At 68.8% G+C, this 19,114-nt stretch carries 19 protein-coding genes; 5 read left to right on the top strand and 14 right to left on the bottom strand.

Annotated features, from left to right (window positions below; genetic code table 11):
- Positions 1–91: 91 nt before the first annotated feature.
- Both cydD and cydC read left to right on the top strand, forming a co-directional pair.
- The gene (gene cydD / locus ABE472_RS07490) at positions 92–1,822 is read left to right on the top strand and encodes a thiol reductant ABC exporter subunit CydD (protein ID WP_346465972.1); all 1,731 of its coding nucleotides are present in this window, start codon (positions 92–94) and stop codon (positions 1,820–1,822) included.
- The gene (gene cydC, locus ABE472_RS07485; RefSeq protein WP_346464552.1) at positions 1,819–3,492 is read left to right on the top strand and encodes a thiol reductant ABC exporter subunit CydC; all 1,674 of its coding nucleotides are present in this window, start codon (positions 1,819–1,821) and stop codon (positions 3,490–3,492) included. Before cydD ends, cydC begins: the two co-directional genes overlap by 4 nt.
- A gap of 52 nt (positions 3,493–3,544) precedes the next feature.
- On the opposite strand, the gene ABE472_RS07480 is transcribed toward cydC, so the two are convergent.
- The 11 genes from ABE472_RS07480 to ccmA form a co-directional block, all read right to left on the bottom strand.
- A complete protein-coding gene (locus ABE472_RS07480; protein WP_346465971.1) occupies positions 3,545–4,159 on the bottom strand; it encodes a cold shock and DUF1294 domain-containing protein in 615 nt (204 codons plus the stop codon).
- Positions 4,160–4,167: 8 nt separating this feature from the next.
- Positions 4,168–5,280: a homoserine O-acetyltransferase gene (locus ABE472_RS07475; RefSeq protein ID WP_346465970.1), complete on the bottom strand. Its 1,113-nt coding sequence runs from the start codon at positions 5,278–5,280 to the stop codon at positions 4,168–4,170.
- 73 nt (positions 5,281–5,353) lie between these two features.
- Positions 5,354–6,370, bottom strand: a complete 1,017-nt coding sequence (locus ABE472_RS07470; RefSeq protein ID WP_346465996.1) for a tetratricopeptide repeat protein — start codon at positions 6,368–6,370, stop codon at positions 5,354–5,356.
- The gene (locus ABE472_RS07465; RefSeq protein ID WP_313212282.1) at positions 6,364–6,765 is read right to left on the bottom strand and encodes a cytochrome c-type biogenesis protein; all 402 of its coding nucleotides are present in this window, start codon (positions 6,763–6,765) and stop codon (positions 6,364–6,366) included. The genes ABE472_RS07470 and ABE472_RS07465 overlap by 7 nt, the downstream gene beginning before the upstream one ends.
- Positions 6,766–6,814: 49 nt before the next feature.
- The gene (locus ABE472_RS07460; protein ID WP_313212257.1) at positions 6,815–7,420 is read right to left on the bottom strand and encodes a DsbE family thiol:disulfide interchange protein; all 606 of its coding nucleotides are present in this window, start codon (positions 7,418–7,420) and stop codon (positions 6,815–6,817) included.
- Positions 7,421–7,429: 9 nt separating this feature from the next.
- Positions 7,430–9,343, bottom strand: a complete 1,914-nt coding sequence (locus ABE472_RS07455; RefSeq protein ID WP_313212256.1) for a heme lyase CcmF/NrfE family subunit — start codon at positions 9,341–9,343, stop codon at positions 7,430–7,432.
- Entirely contained in the window at positions 9,344–9,805 is a 462-nt protein-coding gene (gene ccmE / locus ABE472_RS07450; RefSeq protein WP_121038127.1) for a cytochrome c maturation protein CcmE, read from the bottom strand.
- Positions 9,802–9,987, bottom strand: coding sequence for a heme exporter protein CcmD (ccmD, locus tag ABE472_RS07445; protein WP_346465969.1), 186 nt, complete (start codon positions 9,985–9,987; stop codon positions 9,802–9,804). Before ccmD ends, ccmE begins: the two co-directional genes overlap by 4 nt.
- Positions 9,984–10,748 carry a heme ABC transporter permease CcmC gene (gene ccmC / locus ABE472_RS07440; protein WP_346465968.1) on the bottom strand — a complete coding sequence of 255 codons (765 nt, stop codon included), beginning with the start codon at positions 10,746–10,748 and terminating at the stop codon, positions 9,984–9,986. The genes ccmD and ccmC overlap by 4 nt, the downstream gene beginning before the upstream one ends.
- A gap of 123 nt (positions 10,749–10,871) precedes the next feature.
- Positions 10,872–11,567, bottom strand: a complete 696-nt coding sequence (gene ccmB / locus ABE472_RS07435) for a heme exporter protein CcmB (RefSeq protein ID WP_313210382.1) — start codon at positions 11,565–11,567, stop codon at positions 10,872–10,874.
- Positions 11,564–12,193, bottom strand: a complete 630-nt coding sequence (gene ccmA, locus ABE472_RS07430) for a heme ABC exporter ATP-binding protein CcmA (RefSeq protein ID WP_088434712.1) — start codon at positions 12,191–12,193, stop codon at positions 11,564–11,566. The genes ccmB and ccmA overlap by 4 nt, the downstream gene beginning before the upstream one ends.
- Positions 12,194–12,295: 102 nt before the next feature.
- Here ccmA and ABE472_RS07425 point away from each other — a divergent pair, with 102 nt between their 5' ends.
- The 3 genes from ABE472_RS07425 (at position 12,296) to ABE472_RS07415 (ending at position 14,981) form a co-directional block, all read left to right on the top strand.
- Positions 12,296–13,444: a pyridoxal phosphate-dependent aminotransferase gene (locus tag ABE472_RS07425; RefSeq protein WP_313210378.1), complete on the top strand. Its 1,149-nt coding sequence runs from the start codon at positions 12,296–12,298 to the stop codon at positions 13,442–13,444.
- Between the two features lie 17 nt (positions 13,445–13,461).
- A complete protein-coding gene (locus ABE472_RS07420) occupies positions 13,462–14,268 on the top strand; it encodes an amidohydrolase (protein WP_346464560.1) in 807 nt (268 codons plus the stop codon).
- 278 nt (positions 14,269–14,546) lie between these two features.
- Positions 14,547–14,981 carry a hypothetical protein gene (locus ABE472_RS07415; RefSeq protein ID WP_123730749.1) on the top strand — a complete coding sequence of 145 codons (435 nt, stop codon included), beginning with the start codon at positions 14,547–14,549 and terminating at the stop codon, positions 14,979–14,981.
- An 86-nt stretch (positions 14,982–15,067) separates the two neighbouring features.
- Here ABE472_RS07415 and ABE472_RS07410 read toward each other — a convergent pair whose 3' ends face one another.
- The 3 genes from ABE472_RS07410 to ABE472_RS07400 are packed head-to-tail and all read right to left on the bottom strand — an operon-like array spanning position 15,068 to position 18,965.
- Positions 15,068–16,906 carry a pseudouridine synthase gene (locus ABE472_RS07410; RefSeq protein ID WP_346464533.1) on the bottom strand — a complete coding sequence of 613 codons (1,839 nt, stop codon included), beginning with the start codon at positions 16,904–16,906 and terminating at the stop codon, positions 15,068–15,070.
- A complete protein-coding gene (scpB, locus tag ABE472_RS07405; protein WP_346465967.1) occupies positions 16,899–17,918 on the bottom strand; it encodes an SMC-Scp complex subunit ScpB in 1,020 nt (339 codons plus the stop codon). The genes ABE472_RS07410 and scpB overlap by 8 nt, the downstream gene beginning before the upstream one ends.
- 15 nt (positions 17,919–17,933) lie before the next feature.
- Entirely contained in the window at positions 17,934–18,965 is a 1,032-nt protein-coding gene (locus ABE472_RS07400) for a ScpA family protein (RefSeq protein WP_313218865.1), read from the bottom strand.
- Positions 18,966–19,114 lie beyond the last annotated feature (149 nt).

Here is a 19,114-nt window from a genome sequence, read left to right as displayed (position 1 = left end):
CATCCCACCCCTGCGACCGCTGGCCGCACGGGGGCGGGGCCAGCACCTACTACAATCGACGGAACCTCCCTGTGGCCGCCAGTGACTTGTTTTGAGCATACCCCCCGACGCGTCCATTGTTGAGACAACCGCCCTGCGCCGCCGTCGCCTGCACTGGCTGGGCGGGCTGGCGGCGGCCGCCCGCGGCAAGCAGCGGCTGGCGGCGATCTGCATCTGCCTGTCCGGCGCCTTGTTGATCGGGCAGGCGGCTGCCATCGCCTGGTTGATCCAGGCGGTGCTGGTGGATCACCGCCCACTGGCCGACGCCACGCCCGTGCTGCTGGGCTTGCTGGCGGTGCTGGGCATCCGCACCCTGCTGGGGAGCGCGACCCAGGCGGCAGCCGGTGACGTCGCCGATGCGGCGCGGCTGGCGCTGCGTGAACGGGTTTACCAGCGGCTGCTCGGGCGTGGCCCGCTGTGGCTGCGCCAGCAGCGCACCGGTGAACTCGGTGAACTGATGCTCGCCCATGCCGATGCGATTGAGAATTATTACGCCGGCTACCAGCCCGTCCGCATCGAAGTGGTCGTGGTCCCGCTGCTGATCGCCATCGCCGTGGCCTGGACCGATTGGGTGATCGCACTGATTCTCTTGTTCACCGCGCCGCTGGTGCCGTTCTTCATGATGCTGGTGGGTTGGGGCGCTGAAGCCGCCGGCCGTGCGCAGCTGGGCGAACTGGCGCGGATGAGCGGCCACTTCGCCGATCGCATCAAGGGGCTCGGTCTGCTGCGCCTGTACGGGCGAGGCGAGGCCGAGCTGGACGGTGTGGCCACGGCGGCAGAAGGTGTGCGCGAGCGCACCTTGAAAGTGCTGCGGATCGCCTTCCTCTCTTCGACGGTGCTGGAGTTCTTCGCGTCGGTCAGCGTGGCGATGGTGGCGCTCTATCTGGGCCTGAGCTATCTCGGCCTGATGTCGCTGCATGCACAGGTGCCGACGCTCGGCGTGGGCATGTTCTGCCTGCTGCTGGCACCGGAGTTCTATGCACCGCTGCGGCGCTTGGCCGCGCATTACCACGACCGCGCCAACGCGCTGGCCGCGGCGGCCGAAGTGGAGCGCCTGCTTGGCGAGTTGCCGGACGCCCCCGTGGCCGAGGACGCATCGCCGGCCACCGCGCGCGCTCCGGAACTGCTCGAACAGCACGCCCCGCCGGTCATCGTAAGTGGGGTGAGCCTGCGACCACTGGGTGCGCATCACGATGTGGTGCAGCAGCTTTCGTTCCAGATCGAGCCCGGGCAGCGCGTGGCGCTGATCGGCCCCAGCGGCAGTGGCAAAAGCACGTTGCTGGAAGCACTGGCCGGGTGGCTGCCCCCGCGCGAGGGCAGCATCGTGCTGCGCCCGGGGTTGGACGTGGGCTACGCCGGGCAGCGCCCCTATCTGTTCCACGGCACGATCGCCGACAACCTGCGCCTGGCCGCACCGGGCGCGACCGATGCGCACCTGCGCGCCGTGGCCGAGGCCGCCCAGGTGATGCGCTTCGCTGCCGCACTGCCACAGGGGCTGGACACCGTGATCGGTGAGCGCGGCTTCGGATTGTCCGGTGGCGAAGCGCGTCGCATCGGCCTGGCCCGGTTGCTGCTGCGCGATCCGCAGCTGCTGCTGCTCGACGAGCCGACCGCCTTCCTCGATCCGGACACCGAAGCCGATCTGCTGCGTACCCTGGCGGCGTTCGCGCGCGGGCGCAGCGTGGTGATCGCCACCCACAGCGAGACCGCGATGCGCTGGGCAGATACCCGCCTGACCCTGACCGCCGGTGGTGCGCGCCTGGCCTCGGAGGTAACGCCATGAAGGCGGCGCACATCGATTCGCTGAAGGGCGTGTTCGCCCGGCACCGTGGCCGCCTGCTGCTGACCGTGCTGCTGCTGTGGACGACGATGCTGGCCGGCACCGCGCTGCTCGGCCTGTCCGGTGGTTTCCTCACCGCCGCCGCCTTGGCCGGTGCCGCCGGGCTCGGCAATGGGTTCAACTTTTTCTCGCCCTCGGCGGGCATCCGCGGGCTGACCATGGCGCGCATCGTGTCGCGCTATTTCGAAAAGCTGGTCGGCCACGATGTCACCCTGCGCATCGCACGTGACCTGCGCGTGTGGTTCTTCCGTCGTGCGCTGCCGCTGGCACCGGCCCGTCTGGCCGGTGTACGCACCGGTGAACTGCTGGCGCGGCTGATGTCGGATATCGGCGAGGTCGATGGCCTGCTGGTACGCGCGATCGGCCCGCTGTTGGCGCTGGGTGGCATCTCGCTGGTCGCGGTGGTGTCGGCGGGCATCATCTATCTGCCAGCGGCCGCTCTGCTGGCGATGCTCGCCTTGCTGATCGGGCTGGGGGTGCCGTGGCTGACCGTGCGTGGCGCCGCCGACCAGGAGCGCGACCGCGCGCTGCACCGGGCACAGCTGCGTACCCAATCCTTCGAAGGGCTGGAAGGCGCGGCCGATCTTGCCGCCCTGCAGGCGCGCGAGCATTGGAACCAGCGCGTGCGGGTGGCAGCCAAACAGCTGAAGTCGCGTGACAAGCGTCGCCGCTGGCGGCTGATCAGTGGCAATACATTGCACGGTCTGTGCGGCGCGGGTGGCCTGGTCGCGATGCTGTGGCTGGCCCTGCATGCCTTCGAGCGCGGCAGCGTGGATGCCGCGCTGGCGGCCGCACTGGTATTCCTGACCGTCGCACTGCTGGAGCTGTGGGCCGGGATCGGCTTGGCCTGGCAATCGTGGTTGTCCGGCCGCGTCGCCGCGGTGCGGCTGGAGGCCATCGTGGACCAGGCGCCTGGCGTGGTGGAAGCCGCCGCGCCGGTGACCGTGCCATCCGTGCCTGCAACGCTGCGCTTCGATCAGGTGGTGTTCCGTTGGCCCGGCCAGGCGCGGGTGCTGCTGGACCAGGTGCAGCTGCACCTCGCCCCGGGCGAACGGATCGCGATCCGCGGTGACAGCGGCAGTGGCAAGACCACGCTGTCCTCGCTGCTGTTGCGGCTGTGGGATCCGGAGGCCGGCAGCGTGCGTTACGGTGATGCCGATATCCGCAGTTTCGCGCAGGCCGACTGGCACCGTCAGATCGCCTGGCTGCCGCAGAATGCGCCGGTGTTTGCTGGCACCGTGGCGGACAACCTGCGGCTCGGCGACATGGCGGCCAGCGATGCGCGCCTGTGGCAGGTGCTCGCGGAGGTCCGTCTGCATGCCTGGGCCGAGCAGATCGGCGGGTTGGCGGCGTGGGTGGGCGAGAACGGCGCCACGATGTCAGCCGGGCAGGCGCGGCGCCTGGCGCTGGCGCGCGCGCTGCTGCGTGACGCACCGATCCTGTTGCTGGATGAACCCACCGAAGGCCTGGATGTGGATACCGCGCATGCATTGCTGCAGGACATGGTGGCGGCGCTGGGCAATCGCAGTCTGTTGATGATCACCCACGACGCACTGCCCGAGGGCATCGTGCATCGGAGTTACCGGTTGCGGGATGGAAGGTTGGAAGGGTAGCGCCGAAGGCGATCCGCACACTACGTGCACAGCATCCACGTATGGCGTGGATCTACCCGAAGAACCTGCCGTCGCGGATCAACCCTCCCAGCGCCACGATGTTGATCACTACGGCCGCCCAGAACACCTGCTGGAAGGCGGCTTTACGGTTCTTGTGCCGCAGCATGGCCTGTGCCATCAACGCACCCGGCCAACCGCCGAGCAGGGCCAGGCCCTGCAGCGTGCTTTCCGGTGTGCGCTGGCGATCATTCTGGGCGGCGGATTTGTCATACCAGTACCAGGCAAAGGTCACCACGCTCAGGCCCAGGTACGCACCCGGTACCCACGTCGGCCAGTGCTGCCAAATCGCCACGGCAATGAGGCCTGCGAGGAACACCAGTGCGATGGCGGTGCGCGGCAGTCGATCCGGCCCCGCACCACGCACCGCAGTGCGTGCAGCAGGACGACCACCATCCCGAGCCAGCGCGAACCGCACCGCCACCGCATTGCGGCGTCCCTGTGCATCCGCCTGCACGTCATAGGTGATCACATCGCCCAGCACCGGGCGGCGATCACGTGCAGCGAAGGCGCGGATATGCACGAAGCATCGCTCGCCACCGCCATTGGGCTGCACGAAGCCGAAGCCGCGCGCGTCGTTCCACTCGCTGATCTTTCCTTGAAGGCGCATGGGTAAACTCAGAGCGAGGACAGGAAGCCGCTGACCGCCGGCCCGAACCGTGCGAAATCCACCAGGAACGCATCGTGCCCCTGCGGTGAATCCAGCCCGATGAACTGCGCATCGGCACCGCCGGCGCGCAGACCGTCGGCGATCTGCTGTTGCTGCTGCACCGGGAACAGGATGTCGGTGTTGGCGCCGATCGCCAGTGCCTTGCCCACCTGGATGCGGGCCAGCCCGGCCATCACGTCGCCGTCGGCATATTCGGCCAGGTCGAACCAGTCCATCGAGCGGCTCAGGTACAGATAGCAGTTGGGATCGAAGAAGCGCACGAAGCGGCGGGCATGGCCTTCCAGATAGCTTTCGACCTGGAACTCCAGACCGAACGGATCGTCATCGGCCTGGTCCGAATCCAGGCGCACGCGGCCAAAGCGGCCATCCCATTCCAGTGCGGAGCGATAGGTGATCACGCCGAGCTTGCGGGCCATGCGCATGCCCGATTCCGGATAGGCCTGGTCGGTGTAGCGACCGCCATTCCACTGCGGATCAAGCCGGATCGCCTCGCGTTGCAGCGAGCGGATCGCGATCGAGAACGGCAACGCCTGGGCACTGCCGGAAATATTGATATGGCTGCGCGCGATGCCCGGGTGCAGCATCAGCAGCGCCAGCGCGGTCATCCCGCCCATCGAGTTGCCGATCACGCAGGCCAGCTCGGTCACGCCCAATGCGCGCACCACCTCGACCGCTGCGCGTGCGCCATCTTCGATCGACAGTTCGGGGAAGCGCAGGCCGTACAGCTCCCCGGTGGCCGGGTCGATGCTGGCCGGACCGGTCGAGCCCTTGCAGCTGCCCAGCGAGTTCACGCAGATCACGAACCAGCGATCCGTATCGATCGGCTTGCCCGGGCCGACCATCGCCTCCCACCAGCCGGCGGCCGGGTTGTTGGCGTTGGCCGCGGCATGCGCATCGGGCGAGAGCCCGGTGACGATCAATACCGCATTGCCGGCATCGGCAGCGAGCGTGCCCCAGGTTTCGTAGGCAACGTGCGCATCGTGCAGTTCACCGCCGCGCTTGAACGCGAACGGCGAGGGCAGGGCGTGATAACGGGTGCCGGGGGGAATGAATTCAGTCATGCACGCAGTTTAGCCGGGCGCCGCGATGGCGCCGTAGTGGTGAGCGGCACGCTGCGTCGCGGCCGCGCATCGGTCAGGGGCGATCAAACACCAGGGACACCGGCCCGGCGTGGGGCAGGCGCACCCGTACCGGCGCGGTTTCCACATCGTCCGGCTGGCGGTTGGCCTGGCCCGAGCGCGACAGCCGTGCCACTACCTCGACCTCCTGCAGCTGGGACAGCGTGCTGGTTGGCATCGGGCTGTCGCCATCGCCGAGCGTCACCAGCAGCGGCAGCCGGCTGGCCGGATGCTTCTGCACCGCGACCGGCATCGGCGGGCCGTCCGGCGCGCGTGCGATCACGAAGACCGTGGCGTTGGCCCAGGCCGGATCCATTGCGGTTCCGGGCGCGAAGCGCACCTGCACGGCGAGGGCGTGGTCGCCAGCCGCCGCAGGGGCAGGCGTTTCCACCAGCGGCGGCAGACCGGCAGCGCCGCGGGCGATGGCGATCTGCTCGCGCAACGCGCGCGCCGCACCCGGCTCCAGGCGGGGCAGCAGTGCTTCCCAGGCGGCTACCGCCTCGGCGTCCTGCCCGCGCTGGCGCAGGGCAATGCCGATCAGCCAGCCGGCGCGTTCGCTCTCCGGCGCGAGTGCGTTGGCGTGGCGCAGCCATTGCAGGGCCTGGTCGTCGAACTGTTTGCCGGGTGCGGCCTGGGCGCGCGCCTGTGCCGCTTCGACCAGCACGCCGGGGTCGTCCGGGGCGAGTTGCACCGCGCGGTCGAACGCGGCCGTGGCCTCGGCCAGCTTGCCCAGTGCCAGTTGCGAGCGGCCGAGCAGGGCCCAGCCATCGGCGCGTTGTGGGTCTTTCGCCAGCGCCTCTTCCAGCGCCTGCACGCCATCTTCCAGTGTGGCGGGTTCGTTACTGGCCGCCGTCCGCTCGGCGGCATCCGGCGTGCCGACCAGCAGGTACAACGCGCCACCGGCCAACCCAAGGACCAGCATCGCGATCACGAAGGGACGGTGTTGGCCGCCCGCACGCAGCGGCCACAGTACGCATGCCGCAACGGCCGCCGCGACCACCGCGGCACTCAGGGCCATCCAAAGGCTCACCAGCGCTCCTCGCTCTTGTCCATCGGTTCGATCCCGCGGCTGCGCCGACGCACCACCCAGATCAGCACGCCCGCGCCGAGCAGCAGCGCCACCGGTGGGCCGAACCAGAGCAGCGCATTGCGTGCCTCCATCGGTGGCCGGTACAGCACGAACTCGCCATAACGGTCGACCAGGAACTGCTTGATCTGTGCGTCGCTGTTGCCCTGCTGCATCAGCACCAGCACCTCGCGGCGCAGGTCATGTGCGATCTGCGCATTGGAATCGGCCAGCGACTGGTTCTGGCATTGCACGCAGCGCAGCTCGGCGGCCAGCGCGTGGAAGCGGGCTTCCTCGGCGGCATCGCGATACTGCAACGGGGTCGGGTCGGAGACGGCCTGCGCCATCACCGGCGAGGCCATGGACAGCGTCAGCGCGATCAGCGCCACGCCGACCTGGCGGAGCATCCGGTTACGGCGAGGCGGGCAGCTGCGGCTGGGCATTGGCACGCTCCACCTTTTCCAGTTCCGGAATCAGCTGGGTATCGATGACGCGCTGGCTGAGCGCGCCACTGTACTTCCAGCGCACCACGCCACTGGCGTCAACCAGGAAGGTCTCCGGCGCGGCGGTGACGCCCCAGTCGATCGCGGTGCGGCCTTCGATGTCGCTCAGCACCAGCACGAACGGATTGCCAAGTTGTTCCAGCCAACGCAGGGCATCAGCCGGCTCGTCCTTCCAGTTGTAGCCGATCACGCGCACGCGCTTGGTTTCGGCGAATCTGGTCAGGATCGGATGTTCGTCGCGGCAGGCCGCGCACCAGCTGCCCCAGACGTTGAGCACGTAGGGGGCGCCGCGCAGTTCGGTGCTGCTGACCTTGATGTGCGGATCGTGCAGCACCGGCAGTTCGAAGGCCGGTGCGGGCTTGCCGATCAGTGCCGAGGGCAGGACATCGCGGTCCGGCGCACCGGATTTCATCACCCCGTAGATCATCAGCCCCAACAGCCCGAAGAAGAACAGCACCCCGATGACGATGGCCACGGGCGGCAGCGGACGGGAGGCGGGGCGGGGATCGGACACGGGAAACTCCTAGGGACGACGGAAACGACGATCGGCGGCGGTGACGAAGCCACCCAGTGCCATCAGCAGCGCGCCCAGCCAGATCCAGCGGACGAACGGTTTGATGTGCACGCGCACGGCCCATGCATTGTTGCCCAGCGACTCGCCGAGTGCCACGTAAACATCGCCGTTGAGGCGGGCGTGGATGCCGGCCTCGGTCATCACCTGTCCGCCACTGGCGTACAGGCGTTTTTCCGGATGCAGCAGGGCCAGTTCGCGGTCGTGCTGGAGCACGCGCAGGTGCCCGCGATCGGCGACGTAATTCGGGCCCTGTTGATGGTCCACGCCTTCGAAGCGCACTTCATAGGTGCCCACCACCAGCGACTGCCCGGGGGCGAGCGCGACTTCGCGCTGCACGTTCAAGGCTTCGACCAGCAGCGCGCCGGCCAGGAACACGGCCACCCCACCATGGGCCAGCAGCATGCCGACCATCTCGGCAGTGAACCTGCCATTGCCGCGCAGGCGGGTCCAGACGAAACGCCCGGTACCGAACGCGACCCAGGCCGCACCGGTCACGCCGGCGGCGGTCTTCAACGCGCCCTGCGGCGCCATGAAGTACGCGATCACGCCCAGCAGCAGGGCCAGCCCGGCCCACGGTGCCAGCATCGCCAACCGCCGCGAGGCCTGGTCGCGCTGCCAGTTGACCAGCGGCCCGAACGGCAGCAGTGCTACCAGCGGTGCCATCAGCACCACGAACAGCGTGCCGAAGTAGGGCGGCCCGACCGAGACCTTGCCCAGGCCCAAGGCATCGGCCAGCAGGGGATACAGCGTGCCCAGCAGAACCATGCCGCAGGCGGCGGCGAGCAGCAGGTTGTTGGCCAGCAGCAGGGTCTCGCGCGAGGTCGGCAGGAAGCCGCGGCGCGGATCCTCGCTGGTCAGCGCGCCGGCCCGCAGCGCGTACAGCAGCAGCGCGCCGCCGATCACCAGGGCCAGGAAAATCAGGATGAAGGTGCCGCGCGAAGGATCGGCCGCGAACGAATGCACGCTGGTCAGCACGCCCGAGCGCACCAGGAAGGTGCCGAGCAGTGACAGCGCGAATGCGGCGATGGCCAGCAGCAGCGTCCAGCTGGCGAAGCTGCCGCGCTTTTCAGTGACCGCCTGCGAGTGGATCAGCGCCGCACCGGCCAGCCACGGCATGAAGCTGGCGTTTTCGACCGGATCCCAGAACCACCACCCGCCCCAGCCCAGTTCGTAATACGCCCACCAGCTGCCCAGTGCGATGCCGATGGTCAGGAAGCCCCAGGCCACGTTGGTCCATGGTCGCGTCCAGCGCAGCCAGCGTGCATCCACGCGGCCTTCCAGCAGGGCGGCGATCGCGAATGCGAACGGCACCGCAAAGCCCACGTACCCGATGTACAGCATCGGCGGGTGGATGATCAGCCCGGGATCCTGCAGCAGCGGATTGAGGTCGCGCCCTTCCAGCGGCGCCGGGAGCAGCCGCGCGAACGGGTTGGAGGTGAAGATCAGGAAGGCGAGGAAGCCGATGCTGATGATGCCGAGCACGCCCAGCACGCGGGCGGACACCTCGGCCGGCAGGCGTTTGGACCACAGCGCCACGGCGCCGCACCACAGCGCCAGCACCAGCGCCCACAGCAGCAGGGAGCCTTCATGCGCGCCCCACACCGCCGAATAGCGGTAGGCCAGCGGTAGCAGCGAGTTGGAGTTCTCCGCCACATAGCGCACCGAGAAATCCTGGGTGACGAACGCCGCTGTCAGCACGCCGAATGCCCCAAGCAGGAGCGCCAGCTGCGCGTACGCCGCCGGTCGCGCCACCGCCATCCACGTGGCGCGGCCGCGATGGGCGCCCCACAGCGGCAGCACGGTCTGCAGCACGGCCATCAACAGTGCGGTGACCAGCAGGATCTGCCCCAGTTCCGGCAGCACTCAGTACGTCTCCGGCGCCGGCACGGGCACATCGTGTTTGATATGTGCCTGACCCATCTTGTCGGCCACTTCCTTGGGCATGTAGGTCTCGTCGTGCTTGGCCAGCACTTCTTCGGCAACGAAACGGCCGTCCTGCAGGCGTCCGGTGGCGACCACGGCGGTGCCCTCGGCGAACAGGTCCGGCAGGATCCGCGAGGTGATCACCGGCAATGTCGCGTCACCATCGGTGACCACGAAGTGCGCATCCAGCGAACCGGGTGCGCGCTGCAGCGAGCCTTTGACCACCATGCCGCCCAGACGGAACCGGGCGTGATCGCCGGCATCGCCACGCAGCACTTCGGAGGGGGTGTAGAGGTAGGCGATATTGCGCTGCAGGGCCATCGCGACCAGCGCGGTCGCCAGGCCGGAGGCCAGCACGAGCAGCATCACCCAGAGCAGGCGGCGACGCCTGACCGGATTCATCGGGTCAGCTCCGGTGCCAGCGGCGGTGCGCTGCCGGCGGCAGCGCGGGCCTGCTGGCGCTGCTGGCGGCGCGCGGCCAGGCGGCGCACCCAGCGCAGGCGCAGCCAGGAGCCGATGGCATCGCTGCCCAGCACCAGCACGAACACGGCATAGGCGGCAATCACATAGGGCAGGTGGGTCATGGGCGGCTGTCCTCCCGTGGGGCACGGGGGCCGGCGGCGACCCAGGCCTTGCCGGCTTCGCGCAGCAGGTTGTCGGCGCGGGCCTTGGCCAGCAGCGAGCCGGCGAACCACAGCTTGGTGCCGATCACCATCAGCCACAGTGGCAGCGCCATGCTGGCATCCAGCGTCGACTCGCCGAACAGGCGGATGGTCTGGCCCTGGTGCAGGCTGCCCCACCATTCCACGGAATAGCGGATCACCGGCAGCAGGCTCACCCCGACGATGGACAGCAGGCCCGCTGCGCGCGCGGCGCTGCGACGGTCCTCGATGGCGTGGTACAGGCCGATCACGCCCAGGTACAGGAACAGCAGGATCAGCTCGGTGGTCATGCGCGGGTCCCAGTCCCACCAGGTGCCCCAGGTCGGCTTGCCCCAGATGCTGCCGGTGAGCAGGGTGATCAGGGTGAAGCCTGCGCCGAGCGGGGCACAGGCCATCGCCAGGATTTCGCAGGTCTTGATCCGCCAGATCAGCGCGATCGCGGCGTACAGCGCCATCAGCGCGAACACGAACAGGCTCATCCACGCGCTCGGCACGTGGATATAGAGAATGCGGAAGCTGTCCAGCTGCTTGGAGTCGGCCGGCACCACCGCCAGCGCCTGCCAGATGCCGACCAGCAGCACCGGCACCGCCGCCAGGTAGAACACCCGCGACCAGCGCGCGGCAAAGCGGTCGAAGGTGGGCGGCGAACCGAGTTGGTGGAACCAGCGGACGATCGGGTGCATGCGGCAGTGGCTATCCAACGAAGGGCGACGATGGAACGGACGTGGAGTGGCTCGGCAACGGTTGACGCGGAGGCAGGTGACGCTCACAACGCAGTTCACGCCACCGACAGTACGCCATACCGCTCAACTCAGCGAGATGCGGATCGCCGCGGCCGTCGCCAGCGGGGCCAGCACCAGCGCCACCACCAGCCCGGCGCCCAGCATCAGCAGCGCACCGATCGGGTCCTGGCCGCGGGCGACCGCCGCCACACTGCCCGCACCGAACACCAGCACCGGCACATACAACGGCAGGGCCAGCAGCGCCACGAGAATACCAGAGCGCCGGATGCCGACCGTCAGCGCGGCGACCACCCCGCCGATCAAGCTCAGCAGCGGCGTTCCCAGCAGCAACGATGCCAGCAACATCGGCAGCTGGTCATGCGGCAGATGCAGCATTTCCGCCAGCAACGGCGACATCACGATCAGCGGCAGGGCGGTGGTGACCCAGTGCACCAGTACCCGCACCAGCACCAGCCAGGCCAGCGGGACGGGGGCCAGCAACCATTGCTCCAGCGAGCCATCTTCGGCGTCGCTGCGGAACAGCGAATCCAGGGCCAGCTGGCCGGCCAGCAGCACCGCCAGCCACATCACGGCTGCGGCCACGCGTGCCATCGCCTCGGGATCGCGGCCCAAGGCCAATGCGAACAGCACCACCACCAGCAACGCGAACAGCAAGGGCTGCAGCGCATCGCCGCGGCGGCGCCAGAGCAGGCGCATGTCGCGGGCGACCAGCGCCCGCGCGGTCTGCCATAGACCCGGTTCGGTACCCGGCGCGATCATGCCGCCGCTCCGAGGGTCAGCAGGCGCGTGCGCACCGGTGGCGCGGCGTACGCGCCGTGGGTGGTGACCAGGGCGGCACCGCCGCTGCGCAGGTGCGCGGAAATCATGCGGTTCACCAGGTTGATGCCGTCCAGATCGAGATTGGCGTACGGCTCGTCAAGCAGCCACAGCGGCGCGGGCGAGAGCCAGATGCGGGCCAGCGCCAGGCGTCGCTTCTGCCCGGCCGACAGCTGTCGCACCAAGGTGTCCTCATAGCCGGCCAGGCCGACGATGGCCAGCGCGTTGCCGGGCATCTGGCGGGCGCGGCGGCCGTGCAGTCCGCACAGGAAATGCAGGTTCTCCAGCGTGTCCAGGTCCGGCTTCAGTGCGGGCAGGTGGCTCAGGTAGGCCACATAGTTCGCGCGCTCCTTGTGCCCGGCACGCTTGCCATCGATCTCGACCTGGCCGCTGCCGGCGCGCAGCAGGCCCGCCAGCACCCGCAGCAGGGTGGTCTTGCCCGCGCCATTGTCGCCCTGCACCAGCAGGGCTTCGCCGGCATCCACGTGCAGGTCCAGCGGGCCGAAGACGGGTTCGTCGTTGCGACTGAAGCCAAGGCCATGCGCGGCCAGCAACGGAGGGGCGTTCAAGGGGCGGGATCTTTGCACCGGAATGGGCCGCCATTGTATCGGGGGAACGGGCAGGATGATTTGCGTACACTGGGAGTTCCCCCGGTTCTTTCCCTGCTGCCGATGCAACCGCAAACCAAGCTGCCCAAGGTGGGCACCACCATCTTCACCGTGATGTCCCAGCTCGCCGCCGAACACGGCGCGGTCAACCTGGGCCAGGGGTTCCCGGATTTCTCCGCACCGCAGCGGCTGATCGATGAAACCGTCGCCGCGATGCAGGGCGGTCTGAATCAATACCCGCCAATGACCGGCGTGGCGCCGCTGCGCCAGGCCATCGCGCAGAAGTCACTGGATCTGTACGGCGCCCAGGTGGATCCGGATACCGAGATCACCGTCACCAGCGGCGCCACCGAGGCGATCTTCAACGCCATCCACGCCGTGGTCCGCCCCGGCGAGGAGGTGATCGTGCTCGACCCGGCCTACGACTGCTACGAGCCGGCGATCGACCTGGCCGGCGCGCGTGCCGTGCACGTGCCGCTGGACCCGCAGACCTTCGCGGTCGACTGGGACCGCGTGCGTGCCGCGATCACCCCGCGCACCCGCCTGCTGATGGTCAACACCCCGCACAACCCGTCCGGCGCGATGCTGACCGCCGAGGACATGCAGGCGCTGGCCGATGTGTTGCGCGGCACCGACATCTACCTGATCTCCGATGAGGTGTACGAGCACATCATCTATGACGGCCGCCGCCACGAATCCTCGCTGCGCCATCCGGAGCTGCGCGAGCGTGCGTTCGTGATTTCCAGCTTCGGCAAGACCTACCACTGCACCGGCTGGAAGATCGGCTACGCGATCGCGCCGCCGGCGATGACCGCCGAGTTCCGCAAGGTGCACCAGTACAACACCTTCACCAGCTTCGGCCCGGCGCAGTATGGTTTCGCCGCGATGATCCGTGACGAGCCCGAACACCATCTGGAACTGGGCGCGTTCTACCAGGCCAAGCGCGACCGCTTCCGCGAGCAGCTGCTGACCACGCGCCTGACACCGCTGCCGGTGCCGGGTGGCTACTTCCAGCTGGTGGATTACGCGGCCGTCAGCGATCTGCCGGACCACGAATTCGTGAAATGGCTGACGATCGAGAAGGGCGTGGCGGCGATCCCGCTGTCGCCGTTCTATGAGACCGCCCCGGCCGGCCAGCGTCTGGTCCGCCTGTGCTTTGCCAAGAACGACGCCACGATGGACGCGGCGATCGACCGCCTGCGGGCACTGTGATGGGTGCCGTGACCGAGCTGCAGGATCTGCGCATTTCCCTGATCCAGGGCGACACCCGCTGGCACGACCCGGCGGGTAACCGCGCGCATTACGGTGCGCTGTTGGCGCCGCTGGCCGGGCAGACCGATCTGGTGATCCTGCCGGAGACCTTCACCAGCGGCTTCTCCAACGATGCCATCGACAAGGCAGAGGGCATGGACGGCCCCACCGTCGCCTGGATCCGGGAGCAGGCCGTGCGGCTGGGCGCGGCGGTCACCGGCAGCGTGCAGCTGCGGGTGGGCGAGGGCGTCTACAACCGCCTGCTGTGGGCCACGCCGGAGGGCGAGCTGCAGTACTACGACAAGCGCCACCTGTTCCGTTACGGCGGCGAGCACGAGCGCTACGCCGCCGGCCGCGAGCGCCTGTGCGTGGAGTGGAAAGGCTGGCGGATCAATCCGCAGGTCTGCTACGACCTGCGTTTCCCGGTGTTCTGCCGCAACCGCTACAACGTCGAGCGCGCCGATCAGCTGGATTTCGATCTGCAGATTTTCGTGGCCAACTGGCCATCGGCCCGCGCCTATGCGTGGAAGACGCTGCTGCGTGCGCGTGCGATCGAGAACCTCTGCTTTGTGGCGGCGGTGAACCGGATCGGTGTGGACGGCAACGATCTGCATTACGCCGGCGACAGTGCGGTGATCGATTTCCTCGGCCAGCCGCAGGTGGAAGTGCGCGAAACCGAGCAGGTGGTCACCACCACGATCTCGGCCGCGGCACTCGCCGCCCACCGCGCGCGCTTCCCGGCGATGCTCGATGCCGACAGTTTCAGCCTGCAGGAACGCAGCTGAAACGGTAGTGCCGGCCGCTGGCCGGCTCTGCACGTTGCTGGCGGTGCGCATCGCCGGCCAGCGGCCGGCACTCATGGGCGTTGCAGGATTGCCTGGAGCCGGCCAGCGGCCGGCACTCATGGGCGTTGCAGGATTGCCTGGAGCCGGCCAGCGGCCGGCACTACTACCCGGGCCGCTCGTGCTGAACGGATGCCGGATGCGCGCGATGCGCATCATCCGCGCCACACGCGCGCGCTGCTAGATTTGGCTTGTTACCCCTTCAGTACGAGCGGACCCGCATGAAGAAGTTCTCCCTGGCATTGATCGCACTGGCCGGCATCTCGGCCGTCCCGGCCGCGCAGGCCGCCGGCAACATTGACTGCGAGCTGCACTACAACCTGGCCGGCTGGTCGGTGCTGTACAAGACCGCCTCGGGTACCGGCACCATCCAGTGCGACAACGGCACCCGCATCCCGGTCAAGATCACCGCCAAGGGCGGCGGGCTCACCGTGGGCAAGTCGAAGATCGTCGACGGCAAGGGCAAGTTCTCCGGCGCCTACTCGGTCAACGACCTGATCGGTTCCTACGCGGCTGTTGAAGCGCACGCCGGCGCCGACAAATCCAGCAATGCGCAGGTGATGACCAAGGGCGATGTATCGCTGGCCCTGGCCGGAACCGGCAAGGGCTGGGATCTGGGCGTGGGCGTGGGGCGGTTCACCATCGAACGCCGTTGAGGGGGTAGGGCCACGCCTTGCGTGGCTGCACCGCTCAGCCCCAACAAAAAACCCCGGCCGAAGCCGGGGTTTTTTTATCTCACTGATCAGCCGCCGCGCGGGCCGCCACCACGGTGACCGCCGCCACCCGGGCCGCGGTTGCCACCCGGGCGACCGCCCGGACCGCCGGGACCACGACCGCCGGGGCCACCCGGGCCACGGTTGCCGCCCGGGCCACCGGGACCGCGGTTGCCACCGGGGCCGCCGGGGCCGCGCGCATTGGCGCCCGGGCCACGCGCACCGGGACCACCCGGACCACGATTGCCACCCGGACCACCCGGACCACCCGGACCGCGGTTACCCGCCGGACGCGCGCTGCCGTACGGGCTGCTGCCCGGATTGGCGTGGTCGGACGGGAAGCTCGGGGCATTGCCCGGATGGCCGTACGGATGACGCGACGGACCCTGGCCGCTCTGGCCACCGCGGTTGCCACCGGCACCGGCGCCGGCCGGACGGCCCTGGCCGCCGTAGCCGCCACGGCTTTCGCCACCGCGGTTCTCGCCGCCGTAACCACCGCCACCGCCGGCGTAACCGCCACGCCCTTCAGCACCGCCGCCGTAGCTGCCGCGCCCCGGGCCGCCTGCGCCACCCGGACCCTTCGGCTTGCCGTACGGACGGCCCTGGCCACCGGCGCCTGCGCCAGCGCCCGGACCACGCGCGCCCGGGCCGCGGGCTGCGCCCGGGCCGGCATTGCGGTGGCCGCTCGGGCCGGTGCTGACACCGTCCGGCACGTACCAGCTGCGGAACGCGGCCGGGTTGCCTTCCGGAAGCGCGCGGTTGCCCTTGTCCGGGCGCGCCTTGAACGGGCGCTGCGACTGCTTGGCCGCCGCTTCACCGCTGACCGTCAGGCCACCCTTGAAGCCGCCGCCCTTGCCACCGCGGCCACGGCCACGCTCTTCGCGCACATTGTCGAAACGACGCAGTTCGCGGCCTTCATCGGCCGAGTTGTGGCCGTTGACGTAGGCGTTGCCACGGCCGCCGTCGCGCGACACGCGCACGGTGGTCTTGGCGGCACGACGCTGGCCGATCACCGGCTGCAGGGTCAGTGCCGACGGGGCACCTTCTTCCAGCTTCAGTTCGGCGCGCAGCGCTTCAACCTGCTTGGCCGGCAGTTCGACCGACTGGCCACGCAGCAGTTCGCGCGGCAGGCTGACCTTGCCGTAGCGGGTGCGCTTCAGTCGGCTGACCTGGCAGCCCTGGGATTCCCACAGGCGGCGCACTTCGCGGTTGCGGCCTTCCTTGACCACCACGCGGAACCAGTCGTGCGAATCGGTGCCGCCGATGCGTTCGATCTCGTCGAACTTGGCCGGGCCGTCTTCCAGCGCCACGCCACGCGCGAGGCGGTCAACGATGTTGTCGGGCACCTTCTCTTCGCCTTCCGGGGCGCGCACGCGCACCACGTACTCGCGCTCGACCTCGTAGGAGGGGTGCATCATCGCGTTGGCCAGCTCACCATCGGTGGTCGCCAGCAGCAGGCCGGTGGTGTTGATGTCCAGGCGGCCGATCGCGATCCAGCGCGCGCCCTTGAGGGCAGGCAGCGCTTCGAACACGGTCGGGCGACCTTCGGGATCTTCGCGCGTGGTCACTTCGCCTTCCGGCTTGTTGTAGGCCAGCACGCGGGAGGTTTCGGTCAGCGCGGTGGCGACGAAGCCACGGCCGTCCAGTTCGACTTTGTCGCCGCTCTTGATCGACTGGCCGGTCTGCGCGACTTCACCGTTGACCTTGACCAGGCCATCGGCGATGCGCTGTTCCAGCGCGCGGCGCGAACCCAGGCCGGCCTGCGCCAGCACTTTGTGCAGGCGCTCTTCGAGCTTGGGCTGTTCGGAGGCGGTTTCGCGCTTGAGCGAAAGCTTGTTCAACGATGGCTTGCGGGGGGTGTCACTCATTTACTTGGCTCCGGCCGGCAACGGATGCGTCGGCCTCTGGTTCGGGATCGGCTTCGTCAACAGCCACGGTCGTCTTCGCGACGGCGTTGTTTTCGGTTTCGTTCTGGGGCGCCGCGCGCTCTCCCGGCGCGGTATCGGGTTCGCCATCGCTGGCGGTCGTATCCGCGTCGTCGTCGGCAAGCGGCAACGGCGCATGGGATGGGGTGTCGGAGGCGTCCGAAGCATCGGCCGCCTCGCTATTGTCCGGTTCTGCCGGTTGCTCCGCCAGTCTCGCCGAGGCCAGCGCCACGCGGGCGGCCAGCCGGGCGGCAACAGGGTCCATCGGGCCTGGCGGGTCTGCCGGGTCTGACGGACCTGACGGCGCCGGAGTGGCGTCGTCAATGGCCGCGTCCGTATCCCGCTCGGCCTCCGGGGTCGCCGCGCCGGCGGGCAGGCGACCAGCCGGCTGGCCTTCGCTGTCCAGCGGCAGCTGCGGTTCCAGCTCACCCAGGTCGCGCAGCTCGGACAGCGGCGGCAGTTCGTCCAGGCGCTTGAGACCGAAATAATCCAGGAAGCCCTTGGTGGTCCCGAACAGCGCCGGCTTGCCGGGCACGTCGCGGTGGCCGATCACGCGGATCCATTCGCGCTCTTCCAGGGCCTGGATGATGTTGCTGCTGACCGCCACGCCGCGGACCTGTTCGATCTCGCCGCGGGTGATCGGCTGGCGGTAGGCGATCAATGCCAGCGTTTCCAGCGTGGCACGGGTGTAGCGGGTCTTGCGCTCCGTCCACAGCCGGGTGATGTAACCATGCACTTCGCTGGTGACCTGGAAGCGGAAGCCGGAGGCCACCTCGACCAGTTCCACGCCACGGTCCTGACAGCCCTCGCGCAGCAGTTCCAGCGCGCGTTCGATGCTGCCCGGCGGTGCCGGCTCCTCTTCCGGGAACAGGCCCTGCAGCTGCGCCAGCGTCAACGGCTCACTGGCCGCCAGCAGGGCGCCTTCGACAATACGGTTGATCAGCGGTTGATCCATACGTGGGTCGGGTGCTCAGTCGGATGCGTTGGCGGCGTCGTTGTCGTCGAACTCGCTGTTGAACTGCAGCGGTTCGTTGGTGTTGCCGGCGGCCAGGGACTTGACATAGATCGGCGCCAGCGGAGCTTCCTGGACGATGTCCAGCAGCTGTTCCTTGGCCAGTTCCAGCAGGGCGAGGAAGGTGACCAGCACCCCCAGCTTGCCTTCTTCGGCGGTGAACAGCGTTTCAAACCGGTAGAACCTGCCGTCTTCCAGACGACCCAGCACGTCGCCCATCCGCTGGCGCACGCTCAGTGCCTCGCGTTTGATCGCGTGGCCGGTGAACAGCTCGGCGCGCTTGAGCACGTCGTGCAGCGCCATCAGCATTTCCTTCAGATCCACCGGCGGCGGCAGCTTGACGGCCGCGCGGTCGGGGACGAAGGCGTGGACCACGGTGGTGTCGCGGTCCTGGCGGGGCAGGCTGTCGATGTCCTCGGCGGCCTGCTTGAAACGTTCGTACTCCTGCAGCCGGCGCACCAGCTCGGCGCGCGGATCGGCTTCCTCGCCCTCGATGCTGGGCGGCCGCGGCAACAGCATCCGCGACTTCACTTCGGCCAGGATCGCCGCCATCACCAGGTACTCGGCCGCCAGTTCGAAGCGCAGCTCCTGCATGACGTTGATGTATTCGACGTACTGGCGGGTGATCTCGGCGACCGGGATATCCAGGATGTCCAGGTTCTGCCGGCGGATCAGGTACAGCAGCAGGTCCAGCGGACCCTCGAACGCATCCAGGATGACTTCCAGCGCGTCCGGCGGGATGTACAGGTCCTGCGGAATCTGCAGGACCGGCTGTCCATGCACCACGGCCAGCGGCATTTCCTGCTGCTGTGGGGCGGGCACTCGGATTGGCGGGTTCGCGTCGGGCGCGAGTTCGGCAGTCATCAAATAGACGTCAGTATTGCAACGGACCGGTCGCCGCACCATGCCAGCGTCCGGAACGGTCCCGGGCGGCAGGATGGCAAGCCATGACACGCCTGGGTCGGCGCGATTCCACACTTCAAACAGCAAGGCGCGCCGCGATGGGCAGCGACAGAACTACGGGGAGGTCGTCTACGTGTGCTGGTGTGGGGCAGTGGATCGGTCGTCGGCTGGCGGTGGAGCCGGTTGCCGACGGGGCGCTGCATCCAGCCACGTGCAATGGACATAAGACTACGGGG

The sequence above is a fragment of the Stenotrophomonas sp. TWI809 genome, assembly GCF_039673205.1.
Classification (GTDB): Bacteria; Pseudomonadota; Gammaproteobacteria; order Xanthomonadales; family Xanthomonadaceae; genus Stenotrophomonas.
This window is presented reverse-complemented; position numbering and strand designations above follow the sequence as displayed.